This window comes from Acinetobacter sp. 5862, from assembly GCF_024494585.1.
In the GTDB taxonomy this organism is placed as follows: Bacteria; Pseudomonadota; Gammaproteobacteria; order Pseudomonadales; family Moraxellaceae; genus Acinetobacter.
Genome location: NZ_JANHGP010000036.1, coordinates 17,593 through 35,705, shown reverse-complemented (window position 1 = coordinate 35,705; position 18,113 = coordinate 17,593). Strand labels below are relative to the sequence as shown.

The window sequence follows — 18,113 nt, the reverse complement described above, 5'->3', positions numbered from 1 at the left end:
AGACCATAGGGTAATGTTTAGAGGGAAAAAGTATGTTTGATTCAAAAAATGTAATTGTCTTAGATCAAATGCTTATCTTAACTAAAGAAGGTAAAAATGATTTGGTTTATCACAATGATACGCTGTTGAAAGTAATGATGATCTCTAATCAGCATCTCATCGTCGCCGATGATTACCAAACCAGTTTCTTATTGAAACAGAAGGATGAAAATGTGATTTGGTCATTTATTTAATGTTATGTACTTTTTTTGATGAGTATTGATTCAACTGTCTAGATTGATTGATGGAATTTATTGTTTGAGTTCCATCAATATTGGGCAACATTCATTTTCTGTCGTTTTACACTCGTCTAACCATGTGGAAAGTCTTTGCTTAAGACCCATAAGTTCCTGAATTCTTTCATCGATCTTGCTCAATCGTTGTTCAATAACATGTCTCACTTGGATGCGATCTTCTAAATTCAATGTGAGTAATTCTTTAATTTCATTCAGTTGTAATCCAGCATCCTTCGCTTTCTGAATAAAGCTCAAGGTCTCTAAGTCTTGCTGATTATAATATCGGTAACTTTGAGTACTCTCAGGTATTCGCATTAAGCCTATACGTTGATAATAACGAATGGTTTCGACATTAACGTGGCAGGATTTTGCTAGTTTTCCGATTGTAAGGTTCATTTTCTCATACCTTTGTTGGGATAGTGAAAAAGCACTTGACTCTGTACCTAGGTACAGACTTTATCCTAGTCCTATCGACAAAGAAAAGATAGGTGTCGTCATGACTCAACAACCATCTTCATGCTGTTCTAAAAATGAAGTACCGCTTGTGTACGAATATATTGATCCTGTTTGTGGTATGACAGTCGCTGAAAATTCGCAGCACTATTTTGATTATCTAGGTATCCGCTATTTATTCTGTTCAGCAGGTTGCCAACAGAAATTCAGCTCAAAACCTGAAAATTATTTAAAATCAGATCAAGATCTAAAATTAATATCATCTTGCTGTGCTAAGCAGTCTCAACAAAAAGTAGGTTCATGTTGTGAAAGTGAATCAGAGCAAGCTATTGAATTAGCTCAAACATCTTCTTGTTGTAAGCCTAAGCCAACGAAGCAAAAACTAAGTTCATGTTGTGGCCCTAAACCAGAAGTAGCATCTATTCAAGATGAAGCTAAAAAATCTTCTTCTTGTTGTGGTGGAAAGCATGATCATTCAAGTGAAAGCAATTTAGTTGATACAGAGATTGATCCTGTTTGTGGTATGTCAGTCAAAACCACGACAGATTTAAAAACAGATTATCAAGGTAAAACCTATTATTTTTGTAACCCATCTTGCTTAGATAAATTTAAAAATGATCCTGAATTTTATCTAATTCCCGCTGATCAGCGTCCAGTTCCCGAGGGAGCAATGGACATGGATTATACCTGTCCAATGGATCCTGAAATTGTACAAAAAGGGCCAGGAACTTGCCCAATTTGTGGGATGGCACTTGAGCCGATGCAACCCACTTTGGATGATGGACCAAATCCTGAGTTAGTAGATTTTAGTCGACGTTTTTGGACTACATCACCTTTGAGTTTGTTGGTGATGATCTTGGCCATGGGTTCACATGTTCATGCCTTTATTTCGCCACATATTCAGCCGTGGATTGAGCTTCTTTTAAGTTTGCCTGTGGTGTTATGGGCGGGTTATCCCATTTTACAACGTTGCTGGGTGTCTTATAAAACAGGACATCTGAATATGTGGAGTTTGATTGGTGTTGGGGTACTTGCAGCATTTATTTATAGTGTGATTGCAACCATTTTCCCATCACTCATTCCAGTTGAGGCGAAAACAGAGCATGGTGTCGCTGTGTATTTTGAAGCAGCTTGTATGATTGTTTCATTGAGCTTGTTGGGTCAAATTTTAGAACTAAAAGCACGCTCACAAACAGCAAATTCATTAAAAGCTTTACTTCGTTTACAACCTGCTAAAGCGAAACTTGTGCAGCATGATCAAGTTGTTGACGTGGATATAGCGATGGTCAAACAAGGTGATATTTTGCAAATATCATCGGGTGAGCAAATTCCATTAGATGGTCTAGTCGTTGATGGAAAGACCTATGTTGATGAATCCATGATGACGGGTGAGCCTGTTCCTGTGGAAAAGGAAAAAGATGACCGAGTGATTGGCGGGACAATTAATCAACAAGGCGCTATTCGAATCCAAACCACTGCTGTGGGTACGAACACGACATTAGCCAAAATGATCCAAACTGTCGCTGATGCGCAACGCTCCAAAGCACCATTGCAACGAATTGCAGATGTGGTTGCAAAATATTTTGTGATCGCCGTACTCAGTATCAGTGTGCTGACTTTTATTGCGTGGATGGTATTTGGGAAAGCACAGTTTGATTTGGCTTTAATGTGTGCAGTCGCTGTTTTGATTATTGCTTGTCCATGTGCTCTTGGCTTGGCAACGCCAATGTCAGTGATGGCAACCACGGGTCGAGCAGCTCAAAAAGGTGTGCTGTTTAAAGATGCAGAAGCAATTGAAGCCTTAAGCAAGGTCAATACCCTGATTATTGATAAAACAGGAACATTGACCGAGGGTAAGCCAAGTTTAAAAGAGATTCGGTCTTTATCTGAAGCGTATAGCCAGACACAAATTGAGTTATGGATTGCATCAATTGAACAATATTCGACACATCCAATTGCACAGACATTAACTAAACTGGTTGATCCAAATCAATTGCTCAATGTTTCTGATTTTGAAGATGTCACAGGCTTTGGTGTGAAAGGAAACATTGATCACCAGACCCTGTATATTGGCAGTCAGAAGCTTATTGAACAGTTGGCGTTGACCTTAGATGCTGATTTAATCCATGAGTTGGATCAAAAACGTGCACAAGGCGATGTGTTTAGTTTTTTGATGTCAGAACAAGAAGTGATTGCCTATATTTCGATTCATGATGCAATCAAACAAAATGCCAAAACTTTGATTGATCAACTACATGCTGATGGAATTGAAGTAATTATGGCAACTGGTGATCATCAGAAAAATGCAAATATGGTTGCAGATGCTTTAGGTATTAAAACAGTCTATGCCAATCTTGATCCTAAGCAAAAACTTGAAATTGTGAAACAAGCACAAGCTCAGGGAAAAATTGTGGCAATGGCTGGCGACGGTATCAACGATGCACCAGCACTGGCGCAGGCGAATGTTGGTATTGCGATGGGAACAGGAACAGATATTGCCAAGCAAACAGCGCAAGTGACTTTAGTTAAAGGGGACATTCAAGGGGTTGCACAAGCAGTTCATATGGCAAAATTAGGGGTAAAAAATATGAAGCAAAATCTTGCATTCTCTTTTGTTTATAATGGATTAGGTGTGCCTGTTGCAGCAGGTTTATTTTATCCACTAACAGGATTATTGCTCACACCAATGTTTGCTGCTATAGCAATGTCATTAAGCTCGCTCTCTGTTGTGGTGAATGCTTTACGTTTGAATAAATCATAATTCATTTTAAGAAAAATAAAGCCCCTATTCTCATAAATTGAGAGTAGGGGCCTTATTTTGACCCAACTGACATCATCAAAATGATAGTTTATTAAAAAATACTTGAGGTGAAATCATTATTGTTATAATTAAAAAAATTGCTCCAGAGATGCCGCTGCATGGTCGTTACCCTGAACCCGATGAGTTCAAGGTGGAGGTGACGCATACTTACTGGGTTTCCTACTCGGGGTAGGCATACACTCAAAATATACAGGACACATCCATAAATTTAAGTATCGGCAGGGGACTAGACGTACTGGCGAACACCCTAGAGACAGTTTTAGTATAACTGATCTTTACACGATGACAATCGCTACTTGTAAAGATAATTATTAATTGATGAGGCTTTGTGCAATTTTACTCAACAGTTTGTTCGACATCTTCCAAGATGGTTTGAAGTAGGCGTTCACAGTGAGCATATTCCTGCAAAGATTTATTCAAACTAAACACATCTTGTGCCATCTGTAACGCAACCATAATGACTAACTTATTGTGTTCTACACGAGGAGCGTTACGTCGCATATCCTGAAACTTTTGATTCAGTAGTTCAGCTGCACGCTCTAATTCTTCACGTTTATCTTCAGTGGTATTTAAGCGAAAAGTCTGTTCAATTAAACGAAGTTCTACTGTCACTTGTTCACTCATGATCAGTTTTCCTCTTGTGTTTCAGCATTTGGGTGGGCAAGTTGCTGAATCTCTTGTGCATGTTGATCCTGTGCTGTACCAAGAACAGCCAGACGCTGGATAATCGCCTCAACTTTAGATTTTGCCAACTCATTTTTTTGTAGCAAGCGATCACGATCTTGTTGTAAATCTTGAATTTCTTGCTGACTATGACGTTGCTGTGCTTGTAACTTCTCTTTATTTACACGTAAGTCATTACGCTCAGCTAAAATCTCTTGGAAGCGGTTTTTTAAATCAGTGGTACTTTTCTCTAAGCGGCTATAACGTTCCGCTAAAGTTGTTGCATCGGTATTCAGTTGTTTAAATTGATCTTGTAACTGGGTGAGTTGTTCAGTTAAGTTATCAACTTCTTCCTGCTTTTGCGTGATGATGCTATTTTTCTGCACAACTTGTGCATGATGATCAGTTTCAGCGAGTTGTTTAGCCTCAGTAAGCGAAGTATTCTCTCGCTCTAAATGATGTAAGCGTGTTTTTAAAACACCAATATGCGCTTGTAGACGCTGTAATTGTTCTAACATAACGAAGGTCGCACAGAGTTGCAATCAAAGGTAATATATACAGCAGTATAGAGATTGGATAAACGAATGCAAGACGATATTTCAGGTTGGACGGAATGGAATGCCCATTTTGATGGGATTGAAGAAATTTCAAGCCCAAGTGAGTTACACGGTTTACTCACAGGTATAGTTTGTGTCACACAAGCGCCAACCACCGATGAATGGTCACAAATTTTAAATACCCTCAACGTGCCAGCTTTACAGCCAGAAGCACTCGAAAGTTTAACGGATGAAGCAGAAGATGTTGCTCATGCTTTGTCAGATGATGAATTAGATTATTTGCCTATGCTTCCAGATGATAGCCATTTGCTTGTAGATCGTGTGCAAGCTTTAGCTGATTGGTGCGCAGGCGTAGTCCTCGGTTTTGGTTTGGCTTCAGGTCATATTCGTGGTGAAGAACAAGAGCTGATTGAACATTTACAAGATGTTGCAGCAGTTGAGTTTGAAGACTCTGATAATGATGAAGAAGGCGAAGAAAGCTATCAGGAATTGTATGAGTTTGTACGCCTGATTCCTGTGAGCTTGTCGATTGGCCGTAAAAAGATTGCTGTAGCCGAAAGTTCATTATTGCAAAACTTTCATGCCAAAAGCAGAAATCAAGATAATCAGGCGACTGATCCGCAAACGGTTGTCGAAATGTTCACCCCACATCGTCCGAGTTAAGGCGGTTTTAAATCTCCCTAAATCCCTCTTTATAAAAGAGGGACTTTCTAGCTGTAGGATAATATGAAATTAACTCAAGCTGATTTTAAACAACGTCGTGATCTTCTTGCTAAACAAATAGGCAGCAATAGCATTGCAATTATTGCGACTCGAGCAGAAATGTATCGTAATCGCGATGCGGATTATAAATATCGTGCAGACAGTAGTTTTTATTATCTGACTGGATTCGCCGAGCCAGAAGCGGTTGCAATCATTGAAACTTTTGAAGAAGGTGAGGAATATAGCTATAGCTTGTTCTGCCGTGAACGTAATCGTGAAATGGAAATCTGGAATGGCTATCGTGCTGGAATTGATGGTGCGATTGAAATCTATGATGCAGATGAAGCGTATGCAATTGATCTGCTCGATGAAGAAATTATCGACAAGTTGTTAAATAAACAGCGTCTTTACTATCGTATTGGCCAAAATGCGGAATTTGATGCACGTGTCAGCCAATGGATTCAAAAGGCAGATGCACAACAGCGTCGTGGTGGTGCCGCACCCGCTGAAGTGGTTCAGTTAGACCGTATTGTTGATGAAATGCGCTTGAAAAAATCAGCAAAAGAAATTGAATTGATGCAGATCGCATCTAATATCAGTGCAGAGGCGCATACCCGTGCCATGCAAACCGTTAAACCGAATGTGATGGAGTATGCACTTGAAGCAGAACTCAATTATATATTTGGTAAAAATGGTTGTGTACCTGCTTATAACAGCATTGTCGGTGGTGGTGAAAATGCTTGTATCTTGCATTATGTTGAAAATAACAAGCCTTTAAAAGACGGTGATTTAGTTTTGATTGATGCTGCATGTGAATATGAGTTTTATGCATCGGATATTACGCGGACTTTCCCTGTAAATGGCAAATTTAGTCCTGAACAGAAAGCACTTTATAATATTGTTTTAGATGCTCAATTGGCTGCCATTGATGCAACTCGTATTGGCAATCACTATAAATATCCACATGAAGTGGCTGTCAAGATTTTAACTCAAGGTTTGGTTGATCTTGGGTTGCTGAGTGGCAATGTGGATGAGTTGGTTCAGAGTGAAGCATTCCGTCAATTCTTTATGCATGGTACAGGTCATTGGCTCGGTATGGACGTGCATGATGTCGGTGCGTACAAGACTGGCGAAGATTGGCGTGCTTATGAAGCAGGTATGGTCGTGACGGTTGAACCAGGTTTGTATATTGCACCAGATGATGAAACAGTTGATGCAAAATGGCGGGGTATCGGCATTCGTATCGAGGATGATATTGTTGTGACTGAAAGTGGTCCATTGGTTTTGACCAAAAATGTAGTGAAAACTGTTGAAGAAATTGAGCAATTAATGGCTAGTTAAGTCAGAAATATTGATCTAAAGGTTTATTCTAGGATAAGCCTTTTTTATTTGTCGAATTAAAATAAAACACAGACCAAACAAAGTACAAATTCCATTGCTGATTTAAGTTAGAGTAAGATAGTCTCCAAACATCAAGTCATGAAAAACTGATAAGGAATAATATTATGCAGCAACAAGTCATCATTGTCGGTGGGGGTATGGTTGGACTCAGCCTTGCCTTAATGTTGGCAAAATCTAATATCGCAGTAAAGTTATTAGAAGCTGTGAAATATCCAAATTACGATGACGAGAACGCTTCCCCTTATCATTCTAGCTTTGATGCGCGTAACACCGCATTGTCACGCCGCAGCGTACAGATTTATCAAAAATTAGGTTTGTGGGATGCTTTACAGCAACATGCCACACCAATTCTACAAGTGCATATCACCGAGCAAGGCAGCTTTGGTAAGGCACGCCTAGTTGCAGAACAAGAAAAAGTAGAAAGCTTTGGACAAGTGATTGAAAACGCATGGTTGGGTCGTGTGTTGCTGACCCAAGTTCGTCAACAGGCTTTGATTGAGTTGATTGATGGTGTGCAAGTCACCTCACTCACACAAGATGCAGACCAAGTCCAAATTGAAGCGATGCGTAACGGTGAATATATCCATTCCTTAAAATCCAAGTTGGTGATTGCTGCTGATGGTCGTGATTCATTTTGTCGCCAAGCCATTGGGGTAGGTGTCGATGAACATGATTATGATCAAGTCGCCATCGTCACCACCGTACAAACCTCGAAACCACATCAACAAGTCGGTTTTGAGCGCTTTAGTGCGTTGGGGCCGTTAGCACTGTTGCCGTTACCGGGTGAATACCGTCGTTCAGTGGTATGGCCTGTAAAAAAGGGCACTGAAGCAGAATGGTTGGGTGAAGAAAATGATCAACATTTCCTTGATGCCTTACAGGAAACCTATGGTGATCGTGCAGGTAAGTTTGAAAAAACGGGTAAGCGCTTTAGCTATCCACTGGCTCAGGTCTTGGCACATAAGCAGGTCGTTGGGCGTGTGGTATTAATGGGTAATGCCGCACATACCATCCATCCAGTGGCAGGGCAAGGTTTTAACCTATGTCTACGTGATGCAGACGTGTTGGTTCGTTTCTTGATGGAACAATTGGCGAAGTCCGATGATATTGGTGCTCCAGAAAATTTATTGGCTTATGAACAAGCACGCTTAACTGATCAGCAAAGGGTGATTAAGTTCTGTGATTCAGTGGTACGTGGTTTTAGTAATCAAAACCCAATTCTCAAGTTATTACGTAATACTGGACTGATTGCATTTGATGTGATTCCGGGTGTTAAACCCTTGGTTGCTAACTATGCGATGGGATTAAAAGCATGAGTGAGCTGTTAGATGTTGTGATTGTTGGCGGTGGTTTGGTTGGTGGTCTAACCGCTTTATTGCTAGCCCAAGGTGGGGTGCAAGCGACGGTGCTTGATGCTGCACCTGTGCTAGATCAAGAAAAGACATTGGCAGTCATGAATCCTCGAGTATTGGCACTGAGTCAGGCGACGATTCACTTACTTAAAACAGTCGATGTTTGGGATGATTTAGCACGTCAAGTGCCCTATTCAGGCATGCAAGTCTGGAATAAAAATGGCTATGGTGAAATTAATTTTGGCCATGCATCTGAACAGCCACCTCAATCAGATCAGGCTTTGGGTTCGATGGTTGAGCCAAGTGTCTTGAATGTTGCGATTCAACAAAAAATGTTGCAGCAGCTTAAAGACTATCGCACTCAAGTCAAAGTCATACGGATTGAGCAGATTCCACAAGGTTGGTCAATTCAATTGGCGGATGGCACAGCACTAAAAACCAAGTTGCTGATTGGTGCAGATGGTGCGAACTCTTTTGTTCGTGAGCAAGCCTATATCGATTTAGATGTACTGGATTACAAACAGGCTGCCATCAGTTGCGCGATTAAAACCACACAACCGAATCAATATGTGGCTCGTCAAATTTTCCTACCGACAGGTCCACTGGCATATTTACCAATGGCGAGTTTGGATGCACAAGAGAATGGCTATTGGCAGTCGATTGTCTGGACTTTACCCGATGATTATGCCGATGAATATTCAGCACTCAGCGATCAAGCGTTTATGCAACTATTGACTCAAGAAAGTCTGCAAATGTTGGGAGAAGTGGTTGCGGTTCGTTCTAGAGCACAGTTTCCACTAAAAGCTCGTGCAGCGCAGCGTTATATTAAATCTGGTTTAGCCTTGATTGGCGATGCAGCACATGTGATTCATCCTTTGGCTGGTCAAGGTGTAAATATTGGCTGTCTAGATGCTGCGGTATTGTGTGATGTTCTACTGCACGATTTAAAACGTGGTGTGTGGGCCAATGAGCAAACTTTATTGCGTTATGAACACCAACGTAAAGGTCAGAATGATGCCATGATGCACAGTATGTCCGCGATTGGTTGGTTGGAAAGTTCAGAATTATTTCCGTTTGTTTGGGCACGGAACTTTGGTCTAAAACAAGTTGAACAATACGATTGGTTTAAAGATCGCTTTATGCGACAAGCGAATGGATTAGGGGCTTTACAGCACACTCGTTATGCTTGCTAAAAAACAGTAGATATTTTTTAAACAATCATTTATAAATCAGAGTGAATTTGGTTATAAAAAGCACAATTTAATGAATATTTTGCTTTGATAAATGAGAAGAGCTTGTTAAATTTCATCAAGTTCTGATGACCAAATAACGATGATGAGAGTTTAGTCATTGTGGGGAGAGTAATATGACGGAAATGAATGATTACGACGAAAACACTGAAGATTCTGCGGTAGACGATGAAGAAGCGAAAGCTGCAGAAAGTGGTGCGGATAGCGAAGAGTCAAGTGCCAATGACGCAGATTTGGCTGAAGCAGAAACCTTAACAGTGACTGCTAAACAGAAACAACGCCAAGCTCTAGAAGATGAGGTTGCCGCGTTTCTGGCACGTGGTGGACGCATTACTGAAGTTCCGCCAGGTGAGACTCACGAATAAGCTGAAAAGATTTAAAAGCATCACGACTGTGGTGCTTTTTGATATTGATGTGATTTGTGTCCACATTACAGTGCTTTAAGAATCCCACATTGTGCATTCTGGAGAGTATTGATGCCTTATCCATTCCATGAAGGCAGCAATATGCGTTTGGTATGCTTATTTCTTGTTTCTGGAAAGATGCTGTAAATAGAATTCAATATCTTCCTCTCGATAGCCCAGCAATTGACCAATTCTTCGCTCAAGCTCTGGTACAAATCCTGCTTTCGGTTGATTGAGGGATAGTTCAATGACCGATATCAATTCATCCACTTGCTCTATTGCAACATCCTTATAAATAAGAATATTTTCCATTTGTATATTGGGGATGCGAGTTGTAGTGGCCTTGGTTCGGGATTTTAAAATGCCTGATTCAAGATAAGGCAAAAACTCATCAGGAATGCCTTCATAAAAAAAGGCAATTGGTTTTTCACCAGAAAGCAGCAATTCAAGTTCTCTGCCTTCATGGGGACCTAACATGGGTAATGAGTCTATAGCCATTTCCTACGTATCTTTTTAAGTCTTATTTATTATCTTGAGTCAATTCCAAAGCACGTTGATAAGCCACTTTCTTTTTGATACCTGTCAAATCAGCAGCCAATTGAGATGCTGCCTTGACTGATAAATCTTTTAATAAGCGTTTTAGCAACTCATCCAATTTATCTTGCTCCATATCTTTTTCAGCAGTGGCACCACCCACCACAACTACAATTTCACCTTTCTCTTGGTTGTGATCATTTTCAATAAAAGTGACCAACTCTTTTAAAGTCATTTTTTTAATAGTTTCAAAGGTCTTTGTGATTTCACGAGCAAAACCTACAGGTCGATCTTCACCAAATACCTCAGCCATATTTTTTACACTGTCTAAAATACGATGTGGCGCTTCATAGAAAATGAGTGTTTGTGTCTCATCTTTTAGTTTTTCAAGTTGGCTAATTCGTTGTGAAGCCTTTGACGGTAAGAAACCTTCAAAACTAAAGCGATCACTTGGTAAACCTACAGCACTCAATGCTGCAATTGCAGCACAGGCACCTGGTACTGGAATGACGCGGATCTTATGTTCTTGTGCTGCGCGTACTAACTTAAATCCAGGGTCACTAATTAACGGTGTTCCTGCATCACTAATCAGAGCAATACTTTCACCATTTAACATTCTTTGTATAAGTTGATCAATTTTGTTACTTTCATTGTGATCATGGCACGCTGTTAACGGTGTTGAGATATTATAGTGTTTAAATAATTGAGCAGATTGACGAGTGTCTTCTGCCGCAACCACCGATACAGACTTTAAAATATCAATCGCACGAAAGGTCATGTCATCTAAGTGCCCAATCGGGGTTGCTACAACAAATAATTGAGCACTCATAAAAAGTAACTCCCTCATGTATTACAAAAAATATTGTTTGCTGCTAGGTTTGGCAGCGCTTGTAAGTCCTGTATATGCGGACATACTCGTGATTCTACCTGAATCGGGTACGATGGCGCGAGCGAGTCAAAGCATTAAATCATCGTTTTCAAAAAGATCGCATCAAAAAGCTTTTTATCGTTCGAGAAACAGGAACTGAGTCAGCAACAGAACTTTTGCTTTCTGCGCTAAAGGATCAATTTTCATCAGAATAGAATTTGTTGATGAAGTACCACAAAAACGATCAAGTAAAGAAGGGGTATTATTGTTAGGGAGTCAACATTGGTTGGAACAATTAGGTACATTACCCGAAAAGAATATTTACGTCACACCGATGAGTATTGAGCAGGGACAATCTATTCCAATTGGTTTAAGTTTTTGTGATACACCCGCGTTATATAATGGGCAATGGGCAGATTTCATCGAAGCCTATAAGAAACAACCAGAAACAATGGCATTTCAACGTTTATTAGCTTTTGGAGGAGATGCGTGGAGCATCAGTCAACAGTTCTTGGAGCAAACTGGACAGGTGCAGTTCTCTTTTGTTGGGCGCACAGGTGCAATTGAGTTAAAAGACCGTAAAATCTACAGGCAGCCATATTGTTACAGGCAGCAGAAAAATAGCATTGAAATTTTAAAATAAGATATGGGCACAATGGAACAACACAAACATCTTTTGGGACAATGGGCAGAACAGACGGCATTGCTATTTTTACAGTCCCAGCAGTATCAATATGTCAATAAAAACTACCATTCACGTTTTGGAGAAATTGACCTGATTGTCAAACGTGGAAATGAGCTGGTTTTTGTGGAGGTGAAAGCCCGTTCCGCAGGCAGTTATGCAGGGGCCTGTGAAGTGATTTCGTATTCACAGCAACGTAAGATTATTAAGACGGCGCAGTTCTTTTTACAAAGATATCCCAATTATTACAATTTTGACTGTCGTTTTGATGTGATCTGTTTTGATTTTCCACAGAAACTTGCAAAAACAGTACAACCAGATTTTTCAAAATTGAAGTATGATCAGCAATGGATTAAACATGCGTTTACTTTGGATTGAGATACGGTTGAGTCATTTCAAGACAAGTGCAGTAGATTGAACAAGTTAGTGGATAGGGAGTCTTGCCAAGTGTTGAAACGTTTAACGATGACGTTGGTTTGCGTTGCAAGTTTATCGGGATGTGCGAGTTTTATTTCTGGTGGAACAGGATCGGCGCCTGTTGGTACAAGCAGTGGTGAACGTAGTCTAGGGCAGGTTTTTATTGATTCTTCAATCAAGCGTACTGCAAATATCAACCTATACAAACTAGACCATCGCTTTAAGCAGTCACGCATCAATATTGAAAGTTTTCATAGTAATGTTTTATTAACAGGGCAAGTTCCTGATCCTTATTTGAAACAATTAGCAGAAGACAATTTAAGAGCGATGAGTGATGTAAAAGCTGTGCATAATTACATTACTGTTGGTGATAAAGTAAATTACAACACGATTATGCAGGACTCTACTGTGACTGCAAATACTCGTGGTTTGCTAATGAGAGCGCCTGTTGTATCTGACAGTAAAGTATTAGTTCATACTGAAAATGGCATCCTTTATGTGATGGGGCGTTTAAATACTGCTGAGATAAGAGACTTAGATGATGTCTTACAAAAAGTTGGTAATGTGAGTAAAATCGTGACACTGATTGATAATATTGATCAACCATCGGGAACGGTAGCAAGTGCTACAGCAGCAACACCGATGATTGGTGGTGCTTCAACACAACCTTTAGTTGAAACTCCAGTTGCAATTGATCCTGATCAGACTGAACCAGCGACTATTACTCCGACTAAACCCTAATCTATGAAGCAACTTATTCAACAAGTACAAGAAAATGTTATACGGGCGAAAAACTTTTATCAGGAATTTCGCCTGTATGATTTAGCAAGCTATTCGATGAATTATCTGACGCCAAAGGATACTTTTGAAAAAGAAGAACATCTTGCTTATGGATTAAAAGCCAGAAATCGACTGGATCTTTATCGAACCAAGAATCCAAAGAAACAAAAACCTTTGATTGTTTTTGTACATGGTGGATCATGGCAACATGGTAATAAGAGAGATTATTTATTCATTGGCGAAACCTTTGCTCGAGAAGGTTTTGATGTTGCTGTTATTAATTATCAACTCGCTCCAGAGAATATCTTTCCAGCATTTGTCGATGATCTAGCGCAAGCGATTCATTATTTGAATCAAAATAAAGTTAAATTGAATATTTCAACCGATAACATCATTTTGATGGGACATTCTGCGGGTGCCTTTAATGTGATGTCTGTGGTGTATTCTGCTCAGCCTCAGCAATTTAAATATACAGATAATATTAAGGCAATTGTGGGTTTGGCTGGCCCGTATCATTTTGACTATAAAGATGATCCTTTATCTGAACATGCATTTGATCCAAAAATATCGTACCAACAAGTGATGCCGTATTATTTTATTAATCCGAATAAGATTAAACATTATCTATTGATGGCTGAGAATGATCAGTTGGTTGGTAATCATAATAGTTTTGATCTTGATAAGGCATTGAGAGAAAAGGGTAATCATAGCCATGTGATGATTATTCCTAAGACTGGACATATTACCATTGTGGCGACTTTGGCCAGTTTTGTAAGTCATTACTTCAAAACCAAGCGAACGATTTTGCATTTCTTAGATGAAGCTTTAGAAGATTAAATAAAAAAAGCATCTTGATTAAGATGCTTTTTTATTCTCAACGATTTGCATAATCATTGCATGTGCAATACTACCTTTAAATGGAATTTCAGGTAGTTGATCAAACTTAAAGAATTGAGCCTCGCTAATTTCTTCCACTTGTAATTGAATATCACCTGAATCATATTCAGCATGAAAAGCAATCATTAAATTACTTGGAAATGGCCACGGTTGGCTCGACATATAACGAATATTTTTTAGTTTTAAACCGACTTCTTCAAAAGCCTCTCGTTGCACAGCTTCTTCTAATGTTTCTCCGACTTCAACAAATCCGGCAATTAGCCCGTACATATTACTTTTATTATGCGCCGATTTCGCAAGTAAGATTTCATCATCACCTTTGGTAATGATTGTAATAATACAAGGCTGAACGCGAGGATATTGATGATAGCCACAAGCAGGGCAAACCATTGCGTATTCTTTGGCGTGAATTTCAGTCATATGACCGCAATGGCTACAGAATTTATGATTACGTCGCCATTCTAATAGTTGGACTGCTCGACTGGCTTGAAGAAATTCTGTAGTTGACCATGACTGAATCAGTTCACGGATTGGAACGAGCTGATAGCCATCGGGAATGGCTTCATTTTCAAGTAGATCACGCGCAATAACGTGATCATTATGATTCAAGGGTAAATCACTTGCTAACTTTTCAACTTCTGGCAGTTGAAGATTTTGGTCGACTAGCAGTTTTTGGTGTTGAAAAATATAAGCAAGTGATAGTTGAGTCATTATGCGGCTATGTTTTGTAATTGCTGACTGCTTGATAATGCCACATCAAACATAGATTGCAATACAGGTTGCTTATTGTTTAGGTTATCAACGAGTAAATCTAAACCAGCAACAACATTTAGAATGCAGTTGATTTGCTCAGCATCAATCGCTTCGTTCTGATTCAAACGATGCTGTGCAAAATGTGCTGCACCTAACAGTGCAGTTTGTTGAGCAGAGCTACCTAAAAATAACGCAGCGCCTGATAACTCATTCAGATATACAGGAAGGGCTTCTAATGTATTAGATGTTGGATCTTGTACATACGAACTTAAGGTTTGAGTCAATGTTTCAATCAAAGTCTTAGTTTCAGTCAACAATGCTCGATGAGCTTCATCTAAGCGATCTAAAGAAATTTGCATATTGTTGACGCGTAATTGTAAACGACTGGAAGTGTAATTACGCTCTAAGATACCGATTGAATTCATCGATGCCAAAATGCTATTCATTAACTGTTGAATAGAAGTTGCATCAGTTAATGTATTCGGTTGACTCAATTTTTCAGCTTGCTGAGTTAATTCTTTAGCTGCTTCATTTAAGTTAAGTACCTTAAATACATTAGAAAGTTGAGTTAACTTTTGCTGTAGTTCTTGGGTTTTTTCAGCCGACATATTTTGATGGTTATACTCAATTTCATTACGAATTTGAGCCATTTCATTTGTTATTAATTGACTGATTGTATGTACCGTTTCATAGTCAGGACCGTATAAATGACGACTCAAAACTTGAAGTTGAGTATCACTAAGTAATTCATCACCAATGTTCAATTGTTGACGAATATGTTGTGATAAATCATCTTCTTGACTGATGCAGATCGTCAAAATATCTGCCAAATCAGCAATACTGTTTTGATAAGTTGTTGGTTGAGCCAAGAATTTTGCAATATTCGTTTCGATTTGAATAAGGGTACGTAAACGTGCTTCTGTAATCAAAATCTCATCAATATGTCCTAAGCCTACATTGACCAATTGCCAATATTGTTGGCTCGGTAGATTGTTGGCTAAACCTGCAAGGTAAACACCAACGAGTTTAATTCCTTGTAAATCGAGAGGAGATTCACTTTGTTTAATCAGCTTGTTTAAGCATAATTTATAAAGTTGGTGGATATACTTCGATTGTTCCAAACTTGGTGCTTGTGGCAAATTAAAGTTTGGTGTCATGAAATCCAGTAACGGTTGAAGCGTTTGACCTTCTTTGGTAATTGGCTTGCCTAAAGCTTTCTCCAAGCGATTAAGCGTATCAATTAAGAACTGAGGTACTTTGACTTCACGTAAACAAATAAACTCAATATAGCGTTTTAACATCGTTGTACCTTCACTGAGAGCAACGATATCGCTAGTTTTAATTTGTTGCGGTTGAGCCATGATTTGACGCATAAGCTCAGCTGAATATTGAGTGATTTGTGCTAAATGAGGCATATCAATTAATGCAAGTACTTGTGTGCACTGTTCGAACTGATTAAGTGCATCATCAATACCAAAAGGCAATGCTTGTTCTTCGGCAAGCGTATTGACCGCTGTCTCCACCAATTTAATCGAATTGTCGATCTCATTTTTTATTATTAATAATGCAGTTGGGTCGAAATGAATCGAGGTTTGGTAAGACATATGACCTACACCTTTCCTAAGTTGTTATATCCATGAACCTCCTAGAATAGGAGGCAAAATCATTAACAGTTAATATAACTTAAGTTTGAAAACTTGAAATACAAAAAATTACGCTCAACAGCAAATTTATTTTGCAAAAAGGCAAGCGCTTCCATGTTTTTGCTCAAATTGTTTGACCCAAGTCTCATGTTCATTTAGTTCATGTTCTGATGGATAGATAATTGGTAAATCTACTTCGATACGAGAACGTGTGGTTTTATTTGGGTTTTGTTCATTTTGTGAAAGGGCATCCATATCAAAAGAAACTTGTCCACCCGTCATTGCGAGATAAACATCAGCCAAAATTTCAGCATCGAGTAACGCACCATGGAAGGTACGATCACGTGCAGGAATTTCATAACGGCGAACTAAAGCGTCTAAAGAGTTCTTTTGCCCAGGATGTTTATTTTTAGCTAAAGCCAGTGTATCTGTAACTTCGCAAACATCTGATAATAATGGCAGACCAACACGTTTGAACTCCATATTTAGGAAGTTCATATCGAATGTCGCGTTATGCGCAATAATTTCAGCGCCTTGTAAAAAATTAAACAGTGTGTCGGCTATTTCTGCGTATTTAGGTTTATCTTGCAAAAACTCGTCGCTGATACCGTGAATATCCTCAGAGTCACCTACAGGTTTTTCTGGATTGATATAAATATGAATTGAGCTTCCCGTAAGTTTACGATTGATCATTTCAATCGCACCAACCTCAATAATACGGTCACCATCTTGGAAATAGAAACCTGTAGTTTCGGTATCCAGAATAAGTTGGCGAGGGCCTTGTAAGTGTACTTTTGCCTCAGTAATAACAATCTGAGGGTGAACTGTCGTTGATGATGTATTTGGGCTTATTGAGTGACTCATTACAGCTACATCAGGCTTAATTTCCTCGATACTGATCTCTTCGACTTCTTCAACCAAGTTATCAATATCTTCATCAAGGTCGAGACCAAATGGGTCATCTAATAACCAGTCAGATTCAGGCTTTTTTGTATCAGCGTTAGCCTGCACGAGAGATTTCATTTGTTGAGCCGTTTGTTCGGCACCGAGATTGGCCAATTGATCAGCCATTTCATTACCAGCATGTCCAGCATGCCCTTTGATCCAATTCCATTCAATTTTTCGGTTAGCGCAAACAGCATCCAACTTTTTCCATAAATCAGGATTTTTAACATCTTTCCAATTTTTCTTTTTCCAACCATGAATCCATTCAGTAATACCTTGTTTAACGTAATTGGAATCAGTCCAAATAATCAGATGTGCGTCTGTAGGGCAAAAACTTACACCTTCAATCGCAGCTTGCAGTTCCATTCTGTTATTGGTTGTTTCAGGTTCTCCGCCACAAAGTTTATGTTCACCTTGTTCGGTAATGATATATGCACCCCAACCACCTAAACCTGGATTGCCTTTACATGCGCCATCAACATAAAGTGTGATTGTTTGAGACATAGTTAAACCTAAAGTTAAAAGTTTGTGTTGTATTACGAGATTACATTCATAAAAAATGATGTTTTATTTGAATGTATATGGCTAGAGTTTAGCACTCTAGCTAGATAAGTTATATTTTAAAGCTTAATTCTGGTGTTGAGCGGTTACAAAACTCATATTTTTTAATTTCTTGTAACATTTCCATGCAAATCACGTTAAATTATTGCCTTGTC

Annotated in this window: 18 protein-coding genes, 1 other RNA gene and 1 pseudogene; 11 read left to right on the top strand and 9 right to left on the bottom strand. The window is 39.1% G+C overall.

Going from position 1 to position 18,113, the window contains the following annotated elements; translation table 11 throughout:
* Positions 1–32: 32 nt before the first annotated feature.
* A complete protein-coding gene (locus NO346_RS06695) occupies positions 33–233 on the top strand; it encodes a hypothetical protein (protein ID WP_004663186.1) in 201 nt (66 codons plus the stop codon).
* A gap of 57 nt (positions 234–290) precedes the next feature.
* Here the strand turns inward: NO346_RS06695 and NO346_RS06690 are convergent, their stop codons facing one another.
* The gene (locus NO346_RS06690) at positions 291–671 is read right to left on the bottom strand and encodes a MerR family transcriptional regulator (protein WP_256414684.1); all 381 of its coding nucleotides are present in this window, start codon (positions 669–671) and stop codon (positions 291–293) included.
* Positions 672–771: 100 nt separating this feature from the next.
* On the opposite strand from NO346_RS06690, the gene NO346_RS06685 reads away from it, so the two are divergent.
* Positions 772–3,489 carry a heavy metal translocating P-type ATPase gene (locus NO346_RS06685; protein WP_256414683.1) on the top strand — a complete coding sequence of 906 codons (2,718 nt, stop codon included), beginning with the start codon at positions 772–774 and terminating at the stop codon, positions 3,487–3,489.
* Positions 3,490–3,624: 135 nt separating this feature from the next.
* Here NO346_RS06685 and ssrS read toward each other — a convergent pair.
* The 3 genes from ssrS to NO346_RS06670 form a co-directional block, all read right to left on the bottom strand.
* Positions 3,625–3,806: non-coding RNA, 6S RNA (gene ssrS / locus NO346_RS06680), on the bottom strand.
* A 79-nt stretch (positions 3,807–3,885) separates the two neighbouring features.
* Complete coding sequence (locus NO346_RS06675) at positions 3,886–4,173, bottom strand: cell division protein ZapA (RefSeq protein WP_004912439.1); 288 nt, start codon at positions 4,171–4,173, stop codon at positions 3,886–3,888.
* Between the two features lie 2 nt (positions 4,174–4,175).
* Positions 4,176–4,730 carry a hypothetical protein gene (locus NO346_RS06670; protein ID WP_256414682.1) on the bottom strand — a complete coding sequence of 185 codons (555 nt, stop codon included), beginning with the start codon at positions 4,728–4,730 and terminating at the stop codon, positions 4,176–4,178.
* Positions 4,731–4,796: 66 nt separating this feature from the next.
* Between NO346_RS06670 and NO346_RS06665 the strand changes: the two genes are divergently transcribed.
* From NO346_RS06665 to NO346_RS06645, 5 genes are all read left to right on the top strand, one after another.
* A complete protein-coding gene (locus tag NO346_RS06665) occupies positions 4,797–5,432 on the top strand; it encodes a UPF0149 family protein (protein WP_256414681.1) in 636 nt (211 codons plus the stop codon).
* Between the two features lie 63 nt (positions 5,433–5,495).
* Positions 5,496–6,812 carry a Xaa-Pro aminopeptidase gene (pepP, locus tag NO346_RS06660; protein WP_256414680.1) on the top strand — a complete coding sequence of 439 codons (1,317 nt, stop codon included), beginning with the start codon at positions 5,496–5,498 and terminating at the stop codon, positions 6,810–6,812.
* A gap of 164 nt (positions 6,813–6,976) precedes the next feature.
* Positions 6,977–8,188: a 2-octaprenyl-6-methoxyphenyl hydroxylase gene (ubiH, locus tag NO346_RS06655; protein ID WP_256414679.1), complete on the top strand. Its 1,212-nt coding sequence runs from the start codon at positions 6,977–6,979 to the stop codon at positions 8,186–8,188.
* Positions 8,185–9,417 (top strand): FAD-dependent monooxygenase, encoded by a 1,233-nt coding sequence (locus tag NO346_RS06650; RefSeq protein ID WP_256414678.1) that lies wholly within the window; start codon positions 8,185–8,187, stop codon positions 9,415–9,417. The genes ubiH and NO346_RS06650 overlap by 4 nt, the downstream gene beginning before the upstream one ends.
* A gap of 173 nt (positions 9,418–9,590) precedes the next feature.
* A complete protein-coding gene (locus tag NO346_RS06645) occupies positions 9,591–9,839 on the top strand; it encodes a hypothetical protein (protein WP_004663162.1) in 249 nt (82 codons plus the stop codon).
* Positions 9,840–9,995: 156 nt separating this feature from the next.
* Here the strand turns inward: NO346_RS06645 and NO346_RS06640 are convergent, their stop codons facing one another.
* The gene (locus NO346_RS06640) at positions 9,996–10,376 is read right to left on the bottom strand and encodes a hemin receptor (RefSeq protein WP_087546663.1); all 381 of its coding nucleotides are present in this window, start codon (positions 10,374–10,376) and stop codon (positions 9,996–9,998) included.
* A gap of 22 nt (positions 10,377–10,398) precedes the next feature.
* Positions 10,399–11,241, bottom strand: a complete 843-nt coding sequence (rsmI, locus tag NO346_RS06635) for a 16S rRNA (cytidine(1402)-2'-O)-methyltransferase (protein ID WP_256414676.1) — start codon at positions 11,239–11,241, stop codon at positions 10,399–10,401.
* 16 nt (positions 11,242–11,257) lie between these two features.
* Between rsmI and NO346_RS06630 the strand changes: the two are divergent.
* The 4 genes and pseudogenes from NO346_RS06630 (at position 11,258) to NO346_RS06615 (ending at position 13,996) form a co-directional block, all read left to right on the top strand.
* Positions 11,258–11,923, top strand: a pseudogene (locus NO346_RS06630) (hypothetical protein).
* A gap of 12 nt (positions 11,924–11,935) precedes the next feature.
* On the top strand, positions 11,936–12,340 hold the full coding sequence (locus tag NO346_RS06625; RefSeq protein ID WP_087536259.1) for a YraN family protein: 405 nt from the start codon (positions 11,936–11,938) through the stop codon (positions 12,338–12,340).
* Positions 12,341–12,409: 69 nt separating this feature from the next.
* Positions 12,410–13,120 carry a BON domain-containing protein gene (locus NO346_RS06620; protein WP_178882579.1) on the top strand — a complete coding sequence of 237 codons (711 nt, stop codon included), beginning with the start codon at positions 12,410–12,412 and terminating at the stop codon, positions 13,118–13,120.
* A 3-nt stretch (positions 13,121–13,123) separates the two neighbouring features.
* A complete protein-coding gene (locus NO346_RS06615) occupies positions 13,124–13,996 on the top strand; it encodes an alpha/beta hydrolase (protein WP_087546665.1) in 873 nt (290 codons plus the stop codon).
* An 18-nt stretch (positions 13,997–14,014) separates the two neighbouring features.
* On the opposite strand, the gene nudC is transcribed toward NO346_RS06615, so the two are convergent.
* The 3 genes from nudC to dnaQ all read right to left on the bottom strand — a co-directional run bounded on the left by nudC (position 14,015) and on the right by dnaQ (position 17,901).
* Positions 14,015–14,767 carry an NAD(+) diphosphatase gene (nudC, locus tag NO346_RS06610; RefSeq protein WP_005157794.1) on the bottom strand — a complete coding sequence of 251 codons (753 nt, stop codon included), beginning with the start codon at positions 14,765–14,767 and terminating at the stop codon, positions 14,015–14,017.
* Positions 14,767–16,413 (bottom strand): perilipin family protein, encoded by a 1,647-nt coding sequence (locus tag NO346_RS06605; RefSeq protein WP_256414675.1) that lies wholly within the window; start codon positions 16,411–16,413, stop codon positions 14,767–14,769. Before NO346_RS06605 ends, nudC begins: the two co-directional genes overlap by 1 nt.
* A 126-nt stretch (positions 16,414–16,539) precedes the next feature.
* Positions 16,540–17,901, bottom strand: coding sequence for a DNA polymerase III subunit epsilon (gene dnaQ, locus NO346_RS06600; RefSeq protein ID WP_256414674.1), 1,362 nt, complete (start codon positions 17,899–17,901; stop codon positions 16,540–16,542).
* Positions 17,902–18,113 lie beyond the last annotated feature (212 nt).